Below are 18,728 nucleotides of genomic sequence, written 5' to 3'. Positions count from 1 at the left end.
TTTAAGACAGCCGTGATTTTCTTAAAATAAAATAAACAGGCCGAAACCTGTTTATTGCTTTTTATTATTTTTAAGATCAATAGCGGATTATGAAACAGCTTCTACAGCTTCCTTTATTAGTTCTGTGATTTCTTTCGGATGCGTAGCCAATGAAGCATGACTGGCATCCAGATGGATGATTTTCTTAGGATTCATCCTTTCTGCCATTTCCTTTTCCGTAGCAGGCGGGATCATTCTGTCATTGTCAGAAACCTGGTACCAGCTTGGTTTTGTTTTCCATGCTGGTTCTCCGGCTTCAGCAGCGAAGATACTTCCGTGAATTGGTTTTTGAGATAAAGACATCACCACAGAGTCTTCAGGATTCAGGTCCTGAGCAAAACTCTCATGGAATTTGTCATATTTAATCCATAAAAATCCTTTTTCATCAGGAATGATATTAGCTCCTCCGGAAGGCTGTTCTCTGCGTCCGAAAATACCGCCTAAGCTTTCTCCTTTATCCGGGGCAAAAGCAGCAATATAAACCAACCCCACTACTTTATCATGATGTCCGGCTCCTGAAATAACGGCTCCACCGTAAGAATGTCCTACCAACAGAACTTTTCCTTCCTGTAAATCGATCAGGTCTTTTGTTTTCTGAATGTCGTCATCCATAGAAGTCAATGGATTCTGAACACTGCGTACTTTATAGCCTTCGCTGTGAAGATTTTCAATAATGTGTCTCCAGTGAGATCCGTCTCCCCAGGCTCCGTGAACTAAAATAATTGTTACATTTTTGTTTTCCATATTTTTATTCTTTACATTTTGTACCACAAATTTAGAAGTATACTTTCTAAAAAATGTTCACTTTAGTTAACGTTTTAAAGTTCTGTTCCGGATTCTGCTTAATGACTGTGGTTTTACTCCGAGATAGCTTGCGATATGTTTCTGGGCTACCAATTGAAAGATTCTTGGATTCTCAGTCAATAAGTTGTTGTATCTTCTTTCAGGAGAATAATAGAGTAGTTCTTCGATTCTTTTTTTCGCATTCAGGTAAATTACTTCTGTCATTTTTCTTCCGAATTCCTGCCAATACACATCCTTTTTATAAAGTTTCTGAAGATCATCTTTATGCAGTAACAGAACTTCTGAATCCTTAACTGCTTTAATATTCATTTTGGATTTGGTATGACAAAGGATGCTTTCATAATCCGTGAAGAAATAATTGTCGAAATGAAAATTGAAGTTCACATCTTCGCCACCTTCATTAATGTAAAAAGTTCTCATAAATCCGGTTTTCAAAAAACCTAAGTACTGGCATTCTTCACCTTCTTTAAGAAAAAAATCAGATTTTTTATAAACTGTTTCCCGGAGGTGGCTGCAGAATTCTTCATAGTGCTCTTCGTCTACCAGAAACAAAGGTCCATATTTAGAATACTCGTTAAGAATATTTTTCATATTGTATGTGCATGGGTCAATGGTATGCTTAATGATTTTAATAAAAACTAACATACTTCAGAACTAAATTATTAAAAACTAAACAAAAATCAGGATGTAATGTATAAATTAATAGAAAATAAAACATTGGTTTTCGTAACAAGTAATGGGCTAATGTGTAGTTTTCAATGGTGAATAGTGAATAGTCAATGGTGAATTTTACTACCGCTCATCATTGACAATTGACTTGCGAAGCAAAATTGACTTTTCACATTAAAGTATATTGTAAATCGTAAATCGTCACTGGTTAATTTTACTAGCCGTCCATCATTGACTATTGAATTGCGAAGCAAAATTGACTTTTCACATTAAAATGTCTTGTGAATGAATTTGCTTTAAAATTATATCTATTTTTGCCGTGACACTATTAATCATATTTCACTTAATAAAATACTGAAGCTTTCCTATGCTTTTCCTGTCCGGAGTTTTTCTAGCCTTTTTTTTAGCTTTTCTTTTAATCACCAAAAGAAATAAAAATACTGCAGATTTTCTGCTGTCAGCATGGCTTTTGGCAATCGGACTCAATTTGGCAGGGCATTATATGCTTCTCACAAATCAGTATACACTCTATCCGTCGTTTATCTTTTTTGGATTTTCACTTCCCTTGGTGTATGGTCCGTTTTTATACCTGTATATCAAAAGACAGACTTCTCCTAAGCTGTTTTCGTGGAAATACCTGCTGCATTTTGTGCCATTGGTAGTTTGTAATCTTTTGTTTCTTTCATTTTACATGGCTCCATTTGAAGAAAGGGTGGAAATATTCAGACATCACGGAAGAGAATATGAGACGGAAATGTTTCTGAAATTATATTCCATTTATTTTTCAGGGATTGTATATGTCATTCTTTCGTTCTCGGCTCTGTATCGTTTCAGAAAAAATATGGTTCAGCAGTTTTCCAACACGGAGAAAATCAATTTTAACTGGCTGCTGTATCTTATTATTTGGATTGCAGTGATCTGGGGGCTCGTTCTTTTTACTGAGCAGGTAAATGTTATTTATGGGGCAGTAACCATATTTATCCTGTGGCTGGGGTATTTTGGGATCAAGCAGGTTCAGGTGTTTAATCAGCCGACATCTGTTTTAGCAGCCAATACTGAAAATGCAGACCTTATTTCTGAAAATAAAAATGAACAAGAACCGCTTGTTTTAGCTGAAAAGAAATATCAGAAATCTACGTTAACGGAAGAAAACATTGATGATATCCATTTAAGGTTAATGAATCTTCTCAATGATGAAAAGCCATTTGTCAATCCCAATCTTACATTGAATGAGCTTGCAGCAATGCTGAATGCACATCCGAATTATCTTTCACAGGTCATCAATTCTAAAGAGGAGAAAAACTTCTATGAACTCATCAATGAAAAAAGGATAGAGGAATTCTTAAACAGGATTTCACAACCTGAAAGCAGGCAGTATACATTGCTTTCCATCGCTTTTGAATGCGGGTTTAATTCCAAAACATCTTTCAACCGTAATTTTAAAAAATATACGGGAGTGACTCCCAGTGAGTATCAGAAAACTCCATGATCTCAGGTTTCAACTTTCAGGGGAAAGGTTTCATGTTTCATAAGTGGTTTTAAATCAAAATCTTATATAGTTGTTTTAAGATGTCTCAACTTTCCTGTTGGGGCGATTGGCTGTAGGGAATGATGAATCTTTGCATCATAATTTTAAACCCTAAAGTATGACAGCTTTTAAGAAAAGGAATGCCGTTCTGGCAACCTTCACCATTTTTACTTTATTATTTTCCTGCACCGATGGACGCACCATTGACGGGCCGGGAAATCTGGTTCCCAAAACAGTGGATCAGGATTCTTCACTGCCCTCAATATATGCCAACGGGGCCATGCTTCATTCTGAGGCTTTCGGTCCCGAAAACGGTACGATTGTTATCGCGCTTCACGGCGGGCCTGGAGGAGATTACCGCTATCTTCTCAATGGAAAAGATCTCGCAGCGGAAGGTTTCCGTGTAGTGTTTTATGATCAGAGAGGTTCGGGGCTTTCCCAGCGGTTTTCCAAGAAATCCTATACCTCACTTGGTGCCGGAGCCATGGATCTGATCTATAATGAATTGCATGCTATTATTGCTCATTACCGCAAAACGCCGGGACAAAAAGTAGTTCTGTTTGGGCATTCATGGGGAGCAATACTGGCTTCCGGATATGCTGGAAAATATCCGGATGATATTCAGGGGCTGATTGTATGCGAGCCCGGCGGACTTAAGTGGAATGATATTGAAGATTACGTGAAAGAATCCAGATCATTCAAGCTTTGGAGTGAGATTCTTAATGATGCTGCTTATATGGATCAGTTTATTTCAGGGAAAGAAGACCAACATGAGGTCTTAGACTATAAAATGTCGATGCTTGCTTCCAAAAATGATATTACAGGGGAAGGAGATTTTGATTCCAGTATGAGCTGGAGAAGCGGTGCTGTGATTATGGATGCCCTTTTTGATATCGGTGAACAGTACAATATTGATTTTTCCCAAGGAATTCAGAATTACAATGGACCTGTCTTATTCTTTTACAGTGAACGAAATAAAGCCTATCCGGATTCCTGGGCTCAAAAGATTACGGCAAGCTACCACAATCCTTCTGTTGTCAAAGTATCAGGAGTAGGTCATGACGGGATTGTTACTAATTCTACTGCCTGGAACAATCAGACGAAACCGAAAATAATTAACCTGATGAACGGTCTTTAATACAATACAAATGAAGAATATAATATATAAAACGGCCCTGTTTCTGGGACTGATGCTTAATACGGTGAATGCGCAGGTTATCAATTGGGGTAATACGGGGAAAGAAAAACATATCCTTAATGCTAACATTGGTGCTGAGTACGGAGTGGTTTTTGGCGTAGGTTATGCTTATAAATTGAACAGTAAATTGTTTCCGATGACGGTCGGTGCTGAATTTTCCATTCCTTCGGGGAGTACACTATTGGATGATTATAAAGCAAAGGCCGGAGCCAATGTAAGATGGATCAAGGTTCATGGTTTCCAGTTTTCCACCAGAGTTCAGGGAGTTTTCAGGCGATTTGAAAATGAAAATGCGGCCATAATGAATTTCGGGCTTGACATGGCGGGTGTCGTAGGATATTACAGACCCAAATGGTTTGGCGGAGTGGAAGTAGGATTTGATAAAGCGATCGTTACGCACTTTAAACATTCCGAACATTACAAAGAAATATATCCTGAGGTTAAAAACGGATGGTATGAACCGGCAACAGGTGGGAATTTTTACTATGGTGCTCAGGGCGGATATTCTTTCGGAAATCAGGATATTTATTTAAAATTCGGAAATATGGTTTCTCAGGATTTTAAAACCAAGCCTTTGCTTCCTTTTTACGTTCAGATCGGATACAATTATAAATTGTAGAAACGTTGGGGTAAGGACATAAAAAAACCGCCTTTAATAAGGCGGTTTGTGGTTTCTCCAGGAATCGAACCAGGGACACATGGATTTTCAATCCATTGCTCTACCAACTGAGCTAAGAAACCAATTGTTTCGTTGTTTAACGTGGGTGCAAAAGTATAATATTTTCCAATACCGCGCAACTTTTTTTATTATTTATTTTTAAAAATCGCCCTAAGTAGGGCGATTTTTTATTTTAACAATTTGGTCGTCAGTTATTTGGATTCATTTAAAATTTTCTTTGCATTTTCATTTTCAGGATTCAGCTCCAGTGATTTTTTATAATTTTCCAAGGCTTCCTTCTTTTGTCCTACTTGTAAAAGCGCTTCCCCATAGCTGTCATACGTGTTCCATGCTTTCGGATAGAGCTGAATATTTAATTTAAAGATCTTCAAGGCATCATCAGTTTTTTTCTCACGAATCAGCTGGTAACCGAAACTATTGATCTGCTTTTCACTGACATTATATACAGACTGGATCCCTTTTTTATGTTCTGATTTAATGAGGTTAATGATTTTGTCAACAGATTTTTCAGAAGCGTAAGCATCATTTAATGGAGTCTGATTCATTTCCCTTTCTTTTTGTTCTTGTTCCTTTAGAGTTTCTACACGGTAATATTTCCTCTGTTCATCAGTAATTTTTGAAGGATCCATTTTGTATCTGGCCCATTTGCCATTGGTGGTTTTATCTTTGAAGAATTGTGTTCCGTAGATCTGAGGCTTCTTTTTGTACATAAGATCTCTGTCTACTGCGGCGGCGTACCACCATCTATTCAGGCTCGGATCCATTTTTAGTGCGTTTTCAAAGCTTTTGACTGCCATTCCAGAAGAAATGGTATCTCCGCCATGTTGAAACACGATACCGGAGTTAAAATGGTCTTTTGCGGTCTTTACTTTGTCTTCCTTTAATAGCGTGAAAATTCTGACACGTCTCAGGCTGTCTTCCTTGCTTAGAACTTCCCAGTTGATTGGACTTATTTTCCTTGCATTCTGGTCATCATCTGCCATTTTCTGAAGTTCAGGGTTGTCAGTGGTCTGTGAAAATGTTTTTACGGCAAACAGCAGCAAAAGAAAAGTCAGGAAGCGAATCTTTTTGTTCATGTATTTTGAATTTGATTATAGTTTGGTGGCGTAAATGTATAAAAATATTACATTCCCAAGTATAAAATGTATTACAGGTGGAAATCTTACGTATATTTTTTTAAGTTGGACGTCTTAAAGCAAAGCTAAAACTTAATATTCTTAAAAGCTTAAGAGAATCTTGATGGTTGGGATTTTTCTTCAAGCAGATGATGCGTATAAAGCAGATTTGTAAAAGTAAGAATTTGCAAATCTCCATAATCTGCGTGAAATATTAAAATTACATAATCTGTATCCATTCCCTTCATCAGGATCAATGAAATTGACTTCTTCTTTGCGTGGTAAAAACTTTATTTGTTCCCCAAATATTGCAGACGATCAAAAAATAGAAAATGTCATAATTAATAAGCACAAAAAAACCTCTAAAATGAATTAGAGGTTTTAAAGTGGTTTCTCCAGGAATCGAACCAGGGACACATGGATTTTCAATCCATTGCTCTACCAACTGAGCTAAGAAACCATTATATTTTTGTTGACTTACTTCGTTGTTTTAAAGTGATGCAAAAGTAGTAAGTTTTCCCATATGAAGCAAGTATTCACCGTACTTTTTTTTAATAAAAATAAAACTTACTGATTTTCAGCCGAATTATTTTCCTGTTCTTTTCTGATATGATCGCTCATCTCCTCCAATACAGGCTTGATCGTGCTTTCGGGAAGATCGCTGATCCGGATATACATCAATCCGTCGATGGCATCATTGAAGTTCGGGTCTACATTAAAAGCAATTACTTTTGCATTCTGCTTGATGTACTTTTTGATCAGAACAGGCAGCCTTAATTCAGGTTCAAGGTCATCAATGATCTTGTCCAGCTTATTAAGGTCAGACTCCATTTCCTCAAAAAAGATATTTTTATCCCTGTCACGCAACTTTACTTTATACTCATTTTTAGGCGTAATATATTGTGCAACTGCGGAATCAAAATAATTGGAACGCATGAATTCAATCATCAGAGATTTCGAGAATTCTGAGAATTTATTGGAAATACTTACGCCACCCATTAAAAATTTATGGTCGGAATTTCTTAAACATACATGCACAATTCCTCTCCATAAAAGGAAAAGCGGGAGTGGTTTCTGCTGATATTCTTCACAGATGTAGGCGCGGCCCATTTCGATTACTTTCTTGAAGAACGGGTGGATATCCTGCTCAAACTCAAATAAAGAGCTTGTATAGAATCCTTTGATCCCGTATTTCTTCATAACCTCTTTACCCAAAGCCATTCTGTAGGCTCCGGCAAGTTTCTCCGCACTGCTGTCCCAAAGAAAAAGGTGATGATAATGCTTATCATATTCATCCAGATCAAACGGAAGATTACTTCCTTCACCTACAGCACGGAAAGTGAGCTCTCTCTGACGCCCGATTTCTCTCATGACAGAAGGGATTTCCTCGTAAGTCGTGAAATAAATCTCGTAGTTTCCGTTACTGAAAAGCATTTTATCAGTTCCTTTCAGTCTGTTGATATCCTTAAGAATGTCTTCTTTAGGAGTTTCATCAATGATGTTCTGAACGATGTTTTCTTCTTTTAAAAGAGGAAATTTGACCGTTAAATTTTTAAGATTGATGCTTTGTGCTAATGATTTTCTCTTTTCGTAGTAAGATTTCATCATATACACTTTACGCTTCAGAAACTCACCAAGCTCTTCAATGGTCTCACTTTCATCCATTGCTTTCACCGTGATGGGTTTTCCGATTCTGATTCTGATTGGTTTCTCCCTGTCATTCATCATTTCGGCAGGAAGCATCAGCGTCTGTAAACTTGGATGAAGCTTGGCCACCTGATAAAAAAGGCGACTGTTTTTAGCATGAAAATACAAAGGAACTACCGGTACTTTAGCCATTCTGATCAGCTTAAGAGCGGGTTTCTCCCATTCTCTGTCGAGAATTTCTCCGTAAGGATTATTTTTATTGGAAACTTCGCCAGCAGGGAAAATACCAACACAACCTCCGTTCTGAAGGTGTTTCAGGGTTTCACGCATGCCGGAAGTACTGCTATATGCTTCTTTTCTGTTTTCAAAAGGATTCACAGAAATCACGTACGGTTCCATAGGTTTGATCTTTTCCAGAAGGAAATTTCCCATCACCTTAAAATCTGGACGTACTTCCGAGAGGATCTTGCACATTAAAATTCCGTCGATGGCACCCAGCGGATGATTCGAAACCAGAATGAACGGTCCCGTTTTGGGAACTTTTGCAAGATCTTCCTCAAAAGCGATATAACTTAAGTTTCTTTCTCTTACAAATGAGTCGAAAAAGTCTTTGCCTTCTTTATCTTTTAGTTTATCGTATAATCTATTAACTTCATTTATTTTGGCAATGCTCATCACGGCAGATGCTACCGGGTTTTTCAGGAACCCGATTTTGCTTAAGCCGGAAGCTGTGATAAGATCGTTTTTCGAAATTAAACTCATATGTGTTTAGTCGCAGTTAAAATTATTGTGTTACCATTTGAACCGTATTTTTAGAAATCTGTTCCAATAATACATTTTTTTCCTGGTAAAATTTGTCAATATGATCCATTTTCGCATTTCTTACTGTGAATAAAGATACATTTTTAACAGCTTTGGTTTTAAATATTTTTTGAAGTTCTTCATTAAGCTCATCTACATGGTCAAATTTATCTTCCAGACATAAAGCCAGTGAGATAGCAGAATTCTGCATCAGAGATACTTTGATTTTATATTTGGAAAGGTACCCGAAAATAAGACTCATATGATCTTCTGCAATGAATGAGAAGTCTCTTGTTGATATTTTTAGCAGGACCTGATTTTCTTTTAAAATATAGGATTCTTCGTGCTGATTGTGGTCTGAAGCTCCTACTTTAGTTCCTTCTTTGGTAGGATCTACGAAAGATTTTACATAAAAAGGAATTGCTTTTTGCTGAAGGGGCTGTAAGGTTTTAGGGTGAATCACACTGGCTCCGTAATAAGCCAATTCGATTGCTTCCTCATAAGAAATATTGGAAAGAAGAGTCACATCACTGAATTTTCTAGGATCTCCGGTCATTACTCCCGGTACATCTTTCCAGATCGTCATGGCATCCGCATTAAGGCAGTAAGCGAAAATAGCGGCAGAATAATCGGAACCTTCTCTTCCTAAAGTAACAGTGAAGTTATTATCATCAGACCCAATGAATCCCTGCGTTACATAGCAGATTTCAGGATTTAAAGTTGCAATAAATTCTTCTGTTTTTGCCCAGTCTACCGTACCTTCTCTGTAAGAATTATCGGTTTTGATATAATCTCTGGCATCCAGCCATTGATTGGTAAACTGAATTTCGTTCAGGTACTCACTTAAGATTTTTGTAGAGATCATTTCCCCGCAGCTTACCACCTGGTCATAGACAAAGCTGTAATTGGGAGATTTGTTTCTTCGTAAAAAAGAATCGATGTCATCGAAAAATACATTGATCTCAGCAAAAACGGCATGGTTTTCAGGAAACAGACCTTCCGCAATCTCAATGTGTTTTCGTTTTATCTTTTCAATCTCAGTTTGATAGTTATCCTTCTTGAAATAAAGTTCTACAACCTTTTCCAATTCATTCGTCGTCTTGCCCATTGCTGAAATAACCAGCAAACACTTAGCAAATCCCTGGCTTTGTAAAACCATAGACACATTTTTTACACTTTCGGCATCTTTCACAGATGCTCCACCAAACTTGAAAATTTTCATTAATTTGTTTAAAATAAAATTGTTAGATTAAAAATTACATGAGTTTTTTACGGAGGTCAAAATTATAAATTTACAACGAGATATGAAAGTATCCGGCGATTGGAAGAAATTAAGATTTTATTAAAATTGAGACTTGATGAGGATTATCAGAATTTTATTGATTTATTGTCATCAAATGGGGATTAATAATGTAATAAAAAATTTAAGCGTACCCGATGGGTGTATTTGTATTGTATTGGTATACAGTGGTTAAGGTCTTTTGTAATAAAAGCTTTATTTCTCCGATAAATTTTCCGAAATTTGGGGAAAACGTAAAAAGAAAAATATGTCAAATCAACCATTACAGACTTTAGGAGAATTTCTTATAGATAAGCAGGACGATTTTCAGTATTCTACGGGTGAATTTTCCCGTCTACTGAGCGCTATAAGATTGGCTTCGAAAGTGGTAAACAGAGAAGTAAATAAAGCCGGAATTGTAGATATTACAGGAGCTGCCGGCAACCAGAATATTCAGGGGGAAGAACAGCAGAAACTAGATGTGATTGCCAATGAAATTTTTATTACGGCTTTGTCTCAGAGAGAGGTGGTTTGTGGTATTGCTTCTGAGGAAAATGATGATTTTATTGACATTAAGTGTGGTGAAAATGGTCATTTAAGTAAATATGTAGTACTGATCGATCCTTTGGACGGATCTTCAAATATCGATGTCAACGTATCCGTAGGAACTATTTTCTCTATTTACAGAAGAGTAACAGAACCGGGAACTCCGGTTCAGCTGGAAGATTTCCTTCAAAAAGGAATCAACCAGATCGCTGCAGGATATGTGATCTACGGTTCTTCTACCATGATTGTGTACACTACAGGAAATGGAGTAAACGGATTTACTCTGGATCCATCACTGGGAACTTACTATCTTTCTCATCCGAACATGACATTTCCTACCAGTGGAAAAATTTATTCCATCAACGAAGGAAACTATATCAAATTTCCTCAGGGCGTAAAAAACTATCTTAAGTATTGCCAGATGGAAGAAGGAGACCGTCCTTACACTTCAAGATACATCGGTTCTTTAGTGGCAGATTTCCACAGAAATATGCTGAAAGGAGGAATCTATATTTATCCTTCATATTCTCAGGCTCCGAACGGAAAACTGAGATTACTGTATGAATGTAATCCGATGGCATTCCTTGCTGAACAGGCCGGAGGAAAAGCCACAGACGGATTCAGAAGAATTCTTGAAGTAGAACCTACAGAGCTTCACCAGAGAATTCCGTTTTTCTGCGGAAGCATCAACATGGTGGAAAAAGCAGAGGAGTTTATGCGGATCGACAGTGTAAAATAATGACAGCAAAATATTTCAGATATTTATTAGAATTCAAACGCCCGAGCGGAACATCTCGCGGCGTTTTGCATGAAAAGGAGACCTTTATTCTAGAAGTTGAAGACAACGGGAAAAAAGGAACAGGAGAGTGCGCCGTGTTCAGAGGATTGAGTTTTGATGACCGGCCGGATTATGAGGAAAAACTGCAGTGGCTTTGTGAAAATATCAATCAGGATGTTTTGTATCTAAAAGATGAACTGAAAGAATTTCCATCCATATGGTTCGGATATGAACAGGCCGTTTTGAATCTGAAACATGGAGATCATCTGTATTTCCCAAGTGAATTTACGGAAGGAAAATCTGCGATTGTCATCAATGGACTGATCTGGATGGGAGATGTTCATTATATGGAAGAGCAGATCCGCGAAAAACTTGAAAAAGGTTTTCATTGCATCAAACTGAAGATCGGAGTGGATTGGGAATCTGAGCATAAGGTTCTTCAGAAATTAAGAGAGAAGTTTTCAAAAGATCAGCTGGAACTTCGCGTAGATGCCAACGGCGGGTTCAGCAGGGAAGAGGCTGGGATCGTTTTACAGCAGCTTGCCGACCTTCATATTCATTCTATTGAACAGCCTATTAAAGCAGGGAATTGGAAAGATATGGCATCATTATGTGCGGTGGCTCCAACTCCTATCGCTTTGGATGAGGAATTGATTGGGATTACAGATCTTGCCGAAAAGAAAAAACTTTTGGAAGCTATCAAACCACAATATATTATTCTGAAGCCGGCGCTGGTTGGCGGTTTTGCAGGTTCAGACGAATGGATTTCTCTGGCAGAAGAACAGAATATCGGATGGTGGATCACTTCAGCCCTGGAAAGCAATATTGGGCTTAATGCCATCGCACAGTATACTTTCACCAAAAAAAGTCCGATGCCGCAAGGTTTGGGCACCGGATCTTTATTTGTCAATAATTTTGAATCTAGCTTAGAATTGAGCAATGAACTGCTCAGGTTTAAAACGATCTAAGAAGATGAATTAAAGCTCAGGGCATACAGGATTGTTCATGTGTTCATCATCCCATGCTCTGCAGCATCTTTTTCTTGGGTCCCAGCTATCGCAGCCGATCGGGACAATTCCTCCTTTGATGGTTTTTAATTCACCCTTTTTTAGTTTTCTCATGTTGTCGGTTTGATTTTTCATAATAAAGATTTTTATTGGATTGGTATAGTAAATATCAATCTCTTTTTTTTATTATACAAAAATTTAACGTAAATTAACTAAATTCACCCATCTGGGACTTGTGGATTGTGTGATGTATTTTTATGTACCTGAAAAAAGGTGTGAATAATATAAAATGAAAATATACTTCCAGAAATTAATATGGAAGATAGCAGGGTATTCGAAAGTAGGGGTAAAAGTAGTATTAGGGTCGGATAGCCTTTGTTTTTTTAAGGGTTAATAATTTTCAATTAAATCACGTCTTTTACGAAAATTGCTTTCTTAATATAATTCAATAAGTAAGAAAACTTGCTTTTTATTCTTCTCATGATAAAATTTGTATTTCTCTGTTTAATGAAAATTTACAATCTTTGTGCCAATTTAAACACAGGTTTAAAGTTTAACATATGATTCATCTCATGGCCTTTTTTTTAATATATTGTTAAGAAATAATTGTAAATGTATTCTCGTTATTCTTTGATCTTCCGGTGATTAGGTTCCGGTCCACACCATGTAAATTCTGGTAAATATCCTTTTGTACCATAGAACTGGAAAGGTATCCCCAATGGTTTCCCACTTCATATTTAAAACTGTTCAGCACATCATCTTCTGCGAAAGTGCAGTCGATGACGGAAACAATATCTTTGAACTTTTCAAGATCGCCCGGTCCGTTTTTACCCAACCTCGGAGTCAGAATGTTTTTGGTGAACTGTGAAATTCCCAATATGGTATCTTTTCTGTTTAAATAAATAGAAACGCGATTCGCCAGTAGCGGCAGTTTATTGAAAGAATCTTCGGAATCTTCAAATACTTTATACGTCACATCGGCGTTCAGAAGGAGTACCTGATCAATCACACGCAGAATATTTTCCTTTTTTAAGCTGTACAGCATACTTTGCAGCACTCTGTTTCCCATAGAATGGGCCATCAGATGTATCCTCTGATTGCAGGGAGCCAGATCCCGGTTAGAAAAAATGTCTTTTAAAAATTGGGTGTAAAAATAAAACAGTCTCATCAGTGATGATCCTGAATTGATGCTTGATGCCTTATCATCAAAATAAGTGAGGGGAACAATACTACTCGAAGCCGGCCAGCTTACAAACAGAATGTGTTCAACAGGCGATGCCGGATTGTCAATAAACAGCTTTTTAAGATCAATGATGGCTTTTAATTCATCATCAAAATCATAGGCATATCCATGGATAAAGATCAGAACATCACTTCGGTCTTTTGTGGAAGACATATTCTTATAGAGTTCATAGAACATTCGCTGGGTTCCGCCGAGATTATTGGCTGTAAGTGCCGATTTTTTAATTCCTTTTTCGTTCTGTAAAACTTCCAGAACATCCTGATAGCCCTGTTTTTCAGGCTCAGAAAATAATTTGTAGTTTAAAATATTTCTGTTGGTGTAATCTTTCTTCTTTTTGGCTGCTGCGGTAGGCTCTTTGTAGGTGTCAAAATCACATTTTGCGATCCTGAAATTGGGAATAGAGTATTCATCATTGGAAAATGAGTCTATTTTTTCACCCTTATGGCGAACGATCTTACGATTGCTTAGGATATAAACAGCCATAGTCAGTAATTTTTACAAACGGTTTTTAGTTTGATCTAAATTAATGAAAAATATTGAATTATCATCAGTTTTGCTTTTAAATTATCATTTTCGTAAGCCCTAAATTTTCCGTAACTTTGTCAAACTTTTTTTGCATACAATAAAAGCTAATTTAATAATGGAAGAAGAAAAAAAATCACTCAATTTTATTGAGCAAATTATTGAAGATGATATGGCAAACGGTCTGAATAAAGATCAGATCCGTTTCCGTTTTCCCCCTGAACCCAATGGATACTTGCATATTGGCCACACAAAAGCCATCTGCATCAACTTTGGTCTGGGCGAAAAATACAACGCTCCCGTAAACCTTCGTTTCGACGATACGAACCCTGAGAAAGAAGAACAGGAATTCGTAGATTCTATCAAGAAAGACGTTGAATGGCTAGGTTTCAAATGGGATAAAGAGCTATATGCATCCGACTACTTCCAGCAGCTTTACGAATGGGCCGTACAAATGATTAAGGATGGGAAAGCTTACGTAGATGAGCAGCCTTCTGAAGTGATCACTGAGCAGAGAAAGAATCCTGCAGAACCGGGAATCGAGTCGCCGTTCAGAAACCGTCCGGTAGAAGAATCCCTTGATCTGTTTGAAAGAATGAAGAACGGAGAATTTGAAGAAGGTTCAATGTCTCTTCGTGCACAGATCGATATGGTTTCCCCGAATATGAACTTACGTGATCCTGTGATGTACAGAATCCTGAAAAGACCTCACCACAGAACCGGAACAGCATGGAAAATTTATCCTATGTACGACTGGGCACATGGTGAATCCGATTATTTAGAGCAAGTGTCACACTCATTATGTTCATTGGAATTTGAAAACCACAGACCCCTTTATAACTGGTATCTGGAGCAGGTATACGACAAATCTAAAGTGGCACCGAAGCAGAGAGAATTCGCTAGGATGAATGTCTCTTATATGATCACGTCTAAAAGAAAATTACAGAGACTGGTTGCTGAAAATGCAGTGACAGGCTGGGATGATCCGAGAATGCCTACGATTTCAGGGATGAGAAGAAAGGGTTTCACTCCTGCATCTATTAAAAATTTCATTGAAAAAGTGGGGGTTGCGAAAAGAGAAAACCTGATCGAGATCCAATTGCTTGATTTCTGTGTTCGTGAAGACCTGAACAAGGTAGCGAAACGTGTAATGGCAGTGGTAGATCCTGTAAAACTGGTGATTGAAAACTATCCTGAAGGCAAGGAAGAGTGGCTTGAAACGGAAAATAATCCTGAACAGGAAAATGCAGGGACAAGAGAAGTTCCTTTCTCAAGAGAATTATATATCGAAAGAGAAGACTTTAAAGAGGAAGCGAATAATAAATTCTTCAGACTGAAATTAGGTGGAGAAGTTCGCTTAAAATCAGCGTACATCATCAAAGCGGAAAGAGTAGAGAAGGATGAAAATGGTGAGATTACTACAATCTATGCTACTTATGATGAAAAGAGCAAGTCCGGAAGCGGAACTGAAGAAAGCTTAAGAAAAGTAAAAGGTACACTTCACTGGGTGTCTGCTACTCATGCGATCCCGGTAGATGTGAGGATTTATGACAAACTCTTTACCGTAGAGCAGCCTGATGCCGAGAAAGATGTAGATTTCCTTAACTTCATCAATCCGGAATCCGTAACTACGATTAAAGGATTTGCTGAACCAAGCTTAAAAGATGTAGCTGTAGGAGAACCATTACAGTTCCAGAGAATCGGGTACTTTACAAAAGACCAGGATTCTACGGATTCTAATCTGGTATTTAACCGTACTGTAACTTTGAAAGATTCTTTTAAACCGGAATAATCTTTATCCGGAATAAAAAACATAAAAAAACCCCAGCTGAAACAGTTCAGCTGGGGTTTTATTATTTGTACGATCAATTAGATATCACCATAATACAGTTTTGCACTCATTCCCGCATACCCTCCGCACATGGTATGTTCGATGTAAAGCGTAATACCTACCAAAGGTTTTTTATAACCTTTCATAAACTCTTCTATTCTCAAAAACAGCACATGCATCACCGTAGTAGCAGTAGCAGCACTGATATAGGTTTGAGGAACGAAATCGTAATAAGGCTGGTTAGGATAAATATTGATGGTTGCCTTTTTAATAGTGGGATCATTTTCAAGATGGGTAATACTTGAAGTATTGAATTTGATCAGATCCGCCGGTAATAAATATTCAGTGGTAATGTGTTTCTGAAGGGCATCAAAATACCAATCGTCTGCTGGCAGCGAAGTATTGCTGTTGGGGGTCTGCGAATACCATTTTGGGGTAGTTATGGTCGGGTGATGTATTGGCAGCTGATTTTTGTACACAGGAGTATTGGTAAGATTGGTCAGACCGCATTTCGCTAAATCTTCCGGGCTTAAGTAATAAATCTGACCTCCTTCAACTGCATTTTTTTATGCAGAAGAAGACGCAATATGATTGGTGTTTGCTTCCTCAGACATTGTTGTACTGTCCGTACTGCACGAATTGGCAGCTAATAAAAATGTAAATGCAGAAACTGCAAATGAAATGATTTTAATTTTTTTCATGGTACAATAGTTTAGTTTTATAATGTAACAGCACAAATGTAGGTGATAAGACTATAAATCCCAATCGATAGAGATATTTTTGCATATGATATATATCACTTTATTTAGACTAATTAAAAACAATATAACTAAAAACAAAAACTTATTTTAAAGCCTTGAACGGACGATAAAATAGCAAAATGATCATGCCAATCAAGTGATATTTATGTGTAATGGTTTGTTTTTTAAAGTTTTAATAAGAAAACCGGACTGATATATGATCCGCCCGGTTTTGTTAATTGTTTAAGGCTGTGTTATCAAATTTTGGAACAACTATTGAAAATTGATGTACGATAGTAGCTTCCAGCCTCCTTCTTCCAGCCTTTTAATGTTATCCTTTTACTCCTTTGATCCAGTCCTGAAATCTGCCGAACTGTTCCATAATAAAAGATTCATGTTCTTCTTTTTCCTCCGGACGGTCTACCAGAATATGCTCAAAGTAGCTTCCTTTCAATACTTTTCTTAAAATACCTTCCCCTATGAATGGCTTGTAGTCATTCAGGGCTTGGGTAGCCTTTAACAAATGTCGGATGTCGTACTGTAACGGGTTGATATCCGGAACTTGTTTATTAAGATTAAGAAGATGATATACCGCAATTCTTGCCGTTCTTACAGAACTTTCCATGGTGAAGACCACATCATTATTTGTTTCTACAAACTGTCCTACCAGCCCTAAATTCGTACAGCCTTCTGGAACTACTCTCGGACGGTCGCCCTGAGCTCTTGGCATAAACATAGAAGTGATATACGGCATGAATGAGATGCGTACAATTGTATTTTCCACCACGTTATCCAGCTGATCTGTAATTCCCAAATGATAGCAAAGCTCCGCAAGGATTTCATTTCCGGTACATTCAGGCATTGTTTTTTTGATGTAGTTTCCTTCTTTGTCCATCAGAAGGGAATATACCCATACCACAAGAATATCATCCGGCTGAGTAGGGAAGTGCGGCTGTCTGTTACAGGTAAAACTCATTACCCAGTTTGAATCCGTGATCGTAATAATTCCTCCGGTAGCGGTTCTTCCAGAATAGGGATCGTTCACACATAATTCTTTTAATTTCTCCGTAAAAGCAGAAGGTCGGCAAGTCAGTGTAGCAGATTCCCATGAAGATTTTTCAATGTTGCTGAAGAATTTTTCAGGTTTTCCGAAGACTTCTGATTTAGCGGCCAGGTTTTTCCAAAGCATCCATCCTGGACCTTGTCCTGCACTGCTGTTGTCCAGTGTGATTTCAGGAGCTGTGTTATTATCGCCATAGAACGTACTTTCAGTCATAGATCCTGTTGTGACAATTACGTAATCCTCTTTTCCGACAGGAATTTTCACTTCTTTACCATCCTGTTCCGTGATGATACCTTCCACTGTTTTTCCCTCCGTATTGATGTGGATATCGAGATCTTTAACCAAAGTATTAAACTGGATCTGTACCCCTTTTTCAACAAGGAAGTTTTTTAAAGGCGTAACGTAAGTGTCAAACTGATTGTATTTCGGGAATACCAGACAGGAGAAGTCTTTCATTCCGTCAATAGCGTGAAGGAATCTGTGCATATACAGTTTCAGTTCCAATAAACTGTGCCAGTTTTCAAAAGCGAACATAGAACGCCAGAAGAACCAGAAATTACTGTTAAGGAAAGATTCCGCAAAATAATCTTCAATCGTAAGGTCATCAAGCTCCTCTTTTTTCTTTAATAAAAGTTTCACGATGGCCAGCTGGTCTTTTTTATCAAGTCCGAATTTACTGAAATCCTGGATCTCTCCCTGATTGTGGATCAGTCTTGCTTTGGAATAGTTCGGGTCATTATCATTAATCAGACGGTATTCGTCCAGAACGCTGTATGGTGCAGGAAGTTCAAGGGCAGGAATATCCTGGAACATATCCCATAAGTTTTCATAGGTCATGTCCATTTCACGTCCGCCTCTGATGATGTAGCCGTCTTTTGCATTTCCGGCACCGTCCAATGAGCCGCCCTCTACATTAAGCTGGTCGAGGAAAATAATATTTTTTCCCGGAACACGGCCGTCACGGATGAAATAGTAAGCTGCAGACATTCCTGCAATACCGCTCCCTACAATATAAATTTTACTGTTTTCATAAGATTTTAAAGGAATTCCTTTATTACGCTGATAGTTTCCGATTTGGTCTGAAAAAGGCATCGTCTTTTCAGGAGTGTTAATCTGAACTTCTTTACTGGAATCCGGTTCGTGGTTTACTTTTCCGAATTGTTCAGAAGCATTTAAAACCTGGTCGAATTTTGAATTGATCGTACTCATTATGTATTGTTTTAATTAACAGTATAAAGG

General features: G+C 37.7%; 16 protein-coding genes and 2 tRNA genes. 6 read left to right on the top strand and 12 right to left on the bottom strand.

The genetic code is table 11. The features are described 5' to 3' along the window. Positions 1 to 87: 87 nt before the first annotated feature. Positions 88 to 783, bottom strand: coding sequence for an alpha/beta hydrolase (locus LC419_RS02925; RefSeq protein ID WP_223605939.1), 696 nt, complete (start codon positions 781 to 783; stop codon positions 88 to 90). A gap of 66 nt (positions 784 to 849) precedes the next feature. Beyond that, positions 850 to 1,434 carry a Crp/Fnr family transcriptional regulator gene (locus LC419_RS02920; RefSeq protein WP_223605938.1) on the bottom strand — a complete coding sequence of 195 codons (585 nt, stop codon included), beginning with the start codon at positions 1,432 to 1,434 and terminating at the stop codon, positions 850 to 852. A 445-nt stretch (positions 1,435 to 1,879) separates the two neighbouring features. Between LC419_RS02920 and LC419_RS02915 the strand changes: the two genes are divergently transcribed. From LC419_RS02915 to LC419_RS02905, 3 genes are all read left to right on the top strand, one after another. After that, positions 1,880 to 3,001 (top strand): AraC family transcriptional regulator, encoded by a 1,122-nt coding sequence (locus tag LC419_RS02915; protein ID WP_223605937.1) that lies wholly within the window; start codon positions 1,880 to 1,882, stop codon positions 2,999 to 3,001. 157 nt (positions 3,002 to 3,158) lie between these two features. Then, positions 3,159 to 4,178: an alpha/beta fold hydrolase gene (locus LC419_RS02910; RefSeq protein WP_223605936.1), complete on the top strand. Its 1,020-nt coding sequence runs from the start codon at positions 3,159 to 3,161 to the stop codon at positions 4,176 to 4,178. Positions 4,179 to 4,188: 10 nt separating this feature from the next. Continuing rightward, positions 4,189 to 4,857, top strand: coding sequence for a hypothetical protein (locus LC419_RS02905; RefSeq protein ID WP_223605935.1), 669 nt, complete (start codon positions 4,189 to 4,191; stop codon positions 4,855 to 4,857). 49 nt (positions 4,858 to 4,906) lie between these two features. Here LC419_RS02905 and LC419_RS02900 read toward each other — a convergent pair. The 5 genes from LC419_RS02900 to LC419_RS02880 form a co-directional block, all read right to left on the bottom strand. Continuing rightward, positions 4,907 to 4,979: transfer RNA gene (locus tag LC419_RS02900), tRNA-Phe, on the bottom strand. A 129-nt stretch (positions 4,980 to 5,108) separates the two neighbouring features. After that, positions 5,109 to 5,993, bottom strand: coding sequence for a tetratricopeptide repeat protein (locus tag LC419_RS02895; RefSeq protein WP_223605934.1), 885 nt, complete (start codon positions 5,991 to 5,993; stop codon positions 5,109 to 5,111). 426 nt (positions 5,994 to 6,419) lie between these two features. Further along, positions 6,420 to 6,492, bottom strand: a tRNA-Phe gene (locus tag LC419_RS02890). A gap of 107 nt (positions 6,493 to 6,599) precedes the next feature. Further along, positions 6,600 to 8,441, bottom strand: coding sequence for a lysophospholipid acyltransferase family protein (locus tag LC419_RS02885; protein WP_034728807.1), 1,842 nt, complete (start codon positions 8,439 to 8,441; stop codon positions 6,600 to 6,602). Between the two features lie 22 nt (positions 8,442 to 8,463). After that, positions 8,464 to 9,702: an aspartate kinase gene (locus LC419_RS02880; RefSeq protein WP_223605933.1), complete on the bottom strand. Its 1,239-nt coding sequence runs from the start codon at positions 9,700 to 9,702 to the stop codon at positions 8,464 to 8,466. A 325-nt stretch (positions 9,703 to 10,027) separates the two neighbouring features. Between LC419_RS02880 and fbp the strand changes: the two genes are divergently transcribed. Together fbp and LC419_RS02870 are read left to right on the top strand one after the other, a co-directional pair. Further along, positions 10,028 to 11,044 (top strand): class 1 fructose-bisphosphatase, encoded by a 1,017-nt coding sequence (gene fbp / locus LC419_RS02875; RefSeq protein ID WP_034728811.1) that lies wholly within the window; start codon positions 10,028 to 10,030, stop codon positions 11,042 to 11,044. Next, the gene (locus LC419_RS02870) at positions 11,044 to 12,051 is read left to right on the top strand and encodes an o-succinylbenzoate synthase (RefSeq protein WP_223605932.1); all 1,008 of its coding nucleotides are present in this window, start codon (positions 11,044 to 11,046) and stop codon (positions 12,049 to 12,051) included. The genes fbp and LC419_RS02870 overlap by 1 nt, the downstream gene beginning before the upstream one ends. Before the next feature lie 9 nt (positions 12,052 to 12,060). On the opposite strand, the gene LC419_RS02865 is transcribed toward LC419_RS02870, so the two are convergent. Next, positions 12,061 to 12,225, bottom strand: coding sequence for a hypothetical protein (locus LC419_RS02865; protein ID WP_223605931.1), 165 nt, complete (start codon positions 12,223 to 12,225; stop codon positions 12,061 to 12,063). A gap of 460 nt (positions 12,226 to 12,685) precedes the next feature. Continuing rightward, entirely contained in the window at positions 12,686 to 13,816 is a 1,131-nt protein-coding gene (locus LC419_RS02860) for an alpha/beta hydrolase (protein WP_223605930.1), read from the bottom strand. 157 nt (positions 13,817 to 13,973) lie between these two features. Between LC419_RS02860 and LC419_RS02855 the strand changes: the two genes are divergently transcribed. After that, complete coding sequence (locus tag LC419_RS02855; RefSeq protein ID WP_223605929.1) at positions 13,974 to 15,647, top strand: glutamine--tRNA ligase/YqeY domain fusion protein; 1,674 nt, start codon at positions 13,974 to 13,976, stop codon at positions 15,645 to 15,647. Positions 15,648 to 15,724: 77 nt separating this feature from the next. Here the strand turns inward: LC419_RS02855 and LC419_RS02850 are convergent, their stop codons facing one another. From LC419_RS02850 to LC419_RS02845, 3 genes are all read right to left on the bottom strand, one after another. Continuing rightward, complete coding sequence (locus LC419_RS02850) at positions 15,725 to 16,165, bottom strand: hypothetical protein (RefSeq protein WP_223605928.1); 441 nt, start codon at positions 16,163 to 16,165, stop codon at positions 15,725 to 15,727. Positions 16,166 to 16,252: 87 nt separating this feature from the next. Beyond that, a complete protein-coding gene (locus LC419_RS24105; RefSeq protein WP_262901684.1) occupies positions 16,253 to 16,387 on the bottom strand; it encodes a hypothetical protein in 135 nt (44 codons plus the stop codon). Positions 16,388 to 16,757: 370 nt separating this feature from the next. Next, positions 16,758 to 18,698: an oleate hydratase gene (locus LC419_RS02845; RefSeq protein ID WP_223605927.1), complete on the bottom strand. Its 1,941-nt coding sequence runs from the start codon at positions 18,696 to 18,698 to the stop codon at positions 16,758 to 16,760. Between the last annotated feature and the right edge of the window lie 30 nt (positions 18,699 to 18,728).

Origin of the sequence: Chryseobacterium sp. OSA05B, from assembly GCF_019970065.1 — a bacterium.
Taxonomy (GTDB): domain Bacteria; phylum Bacteroidota; class Bacteroidia; order Flavobacteriales; family Weeksellaceae; genus Chryseobacterium.
This window is presented reverse-complemented; position numbering and strand designations above follow the sequence as displayed.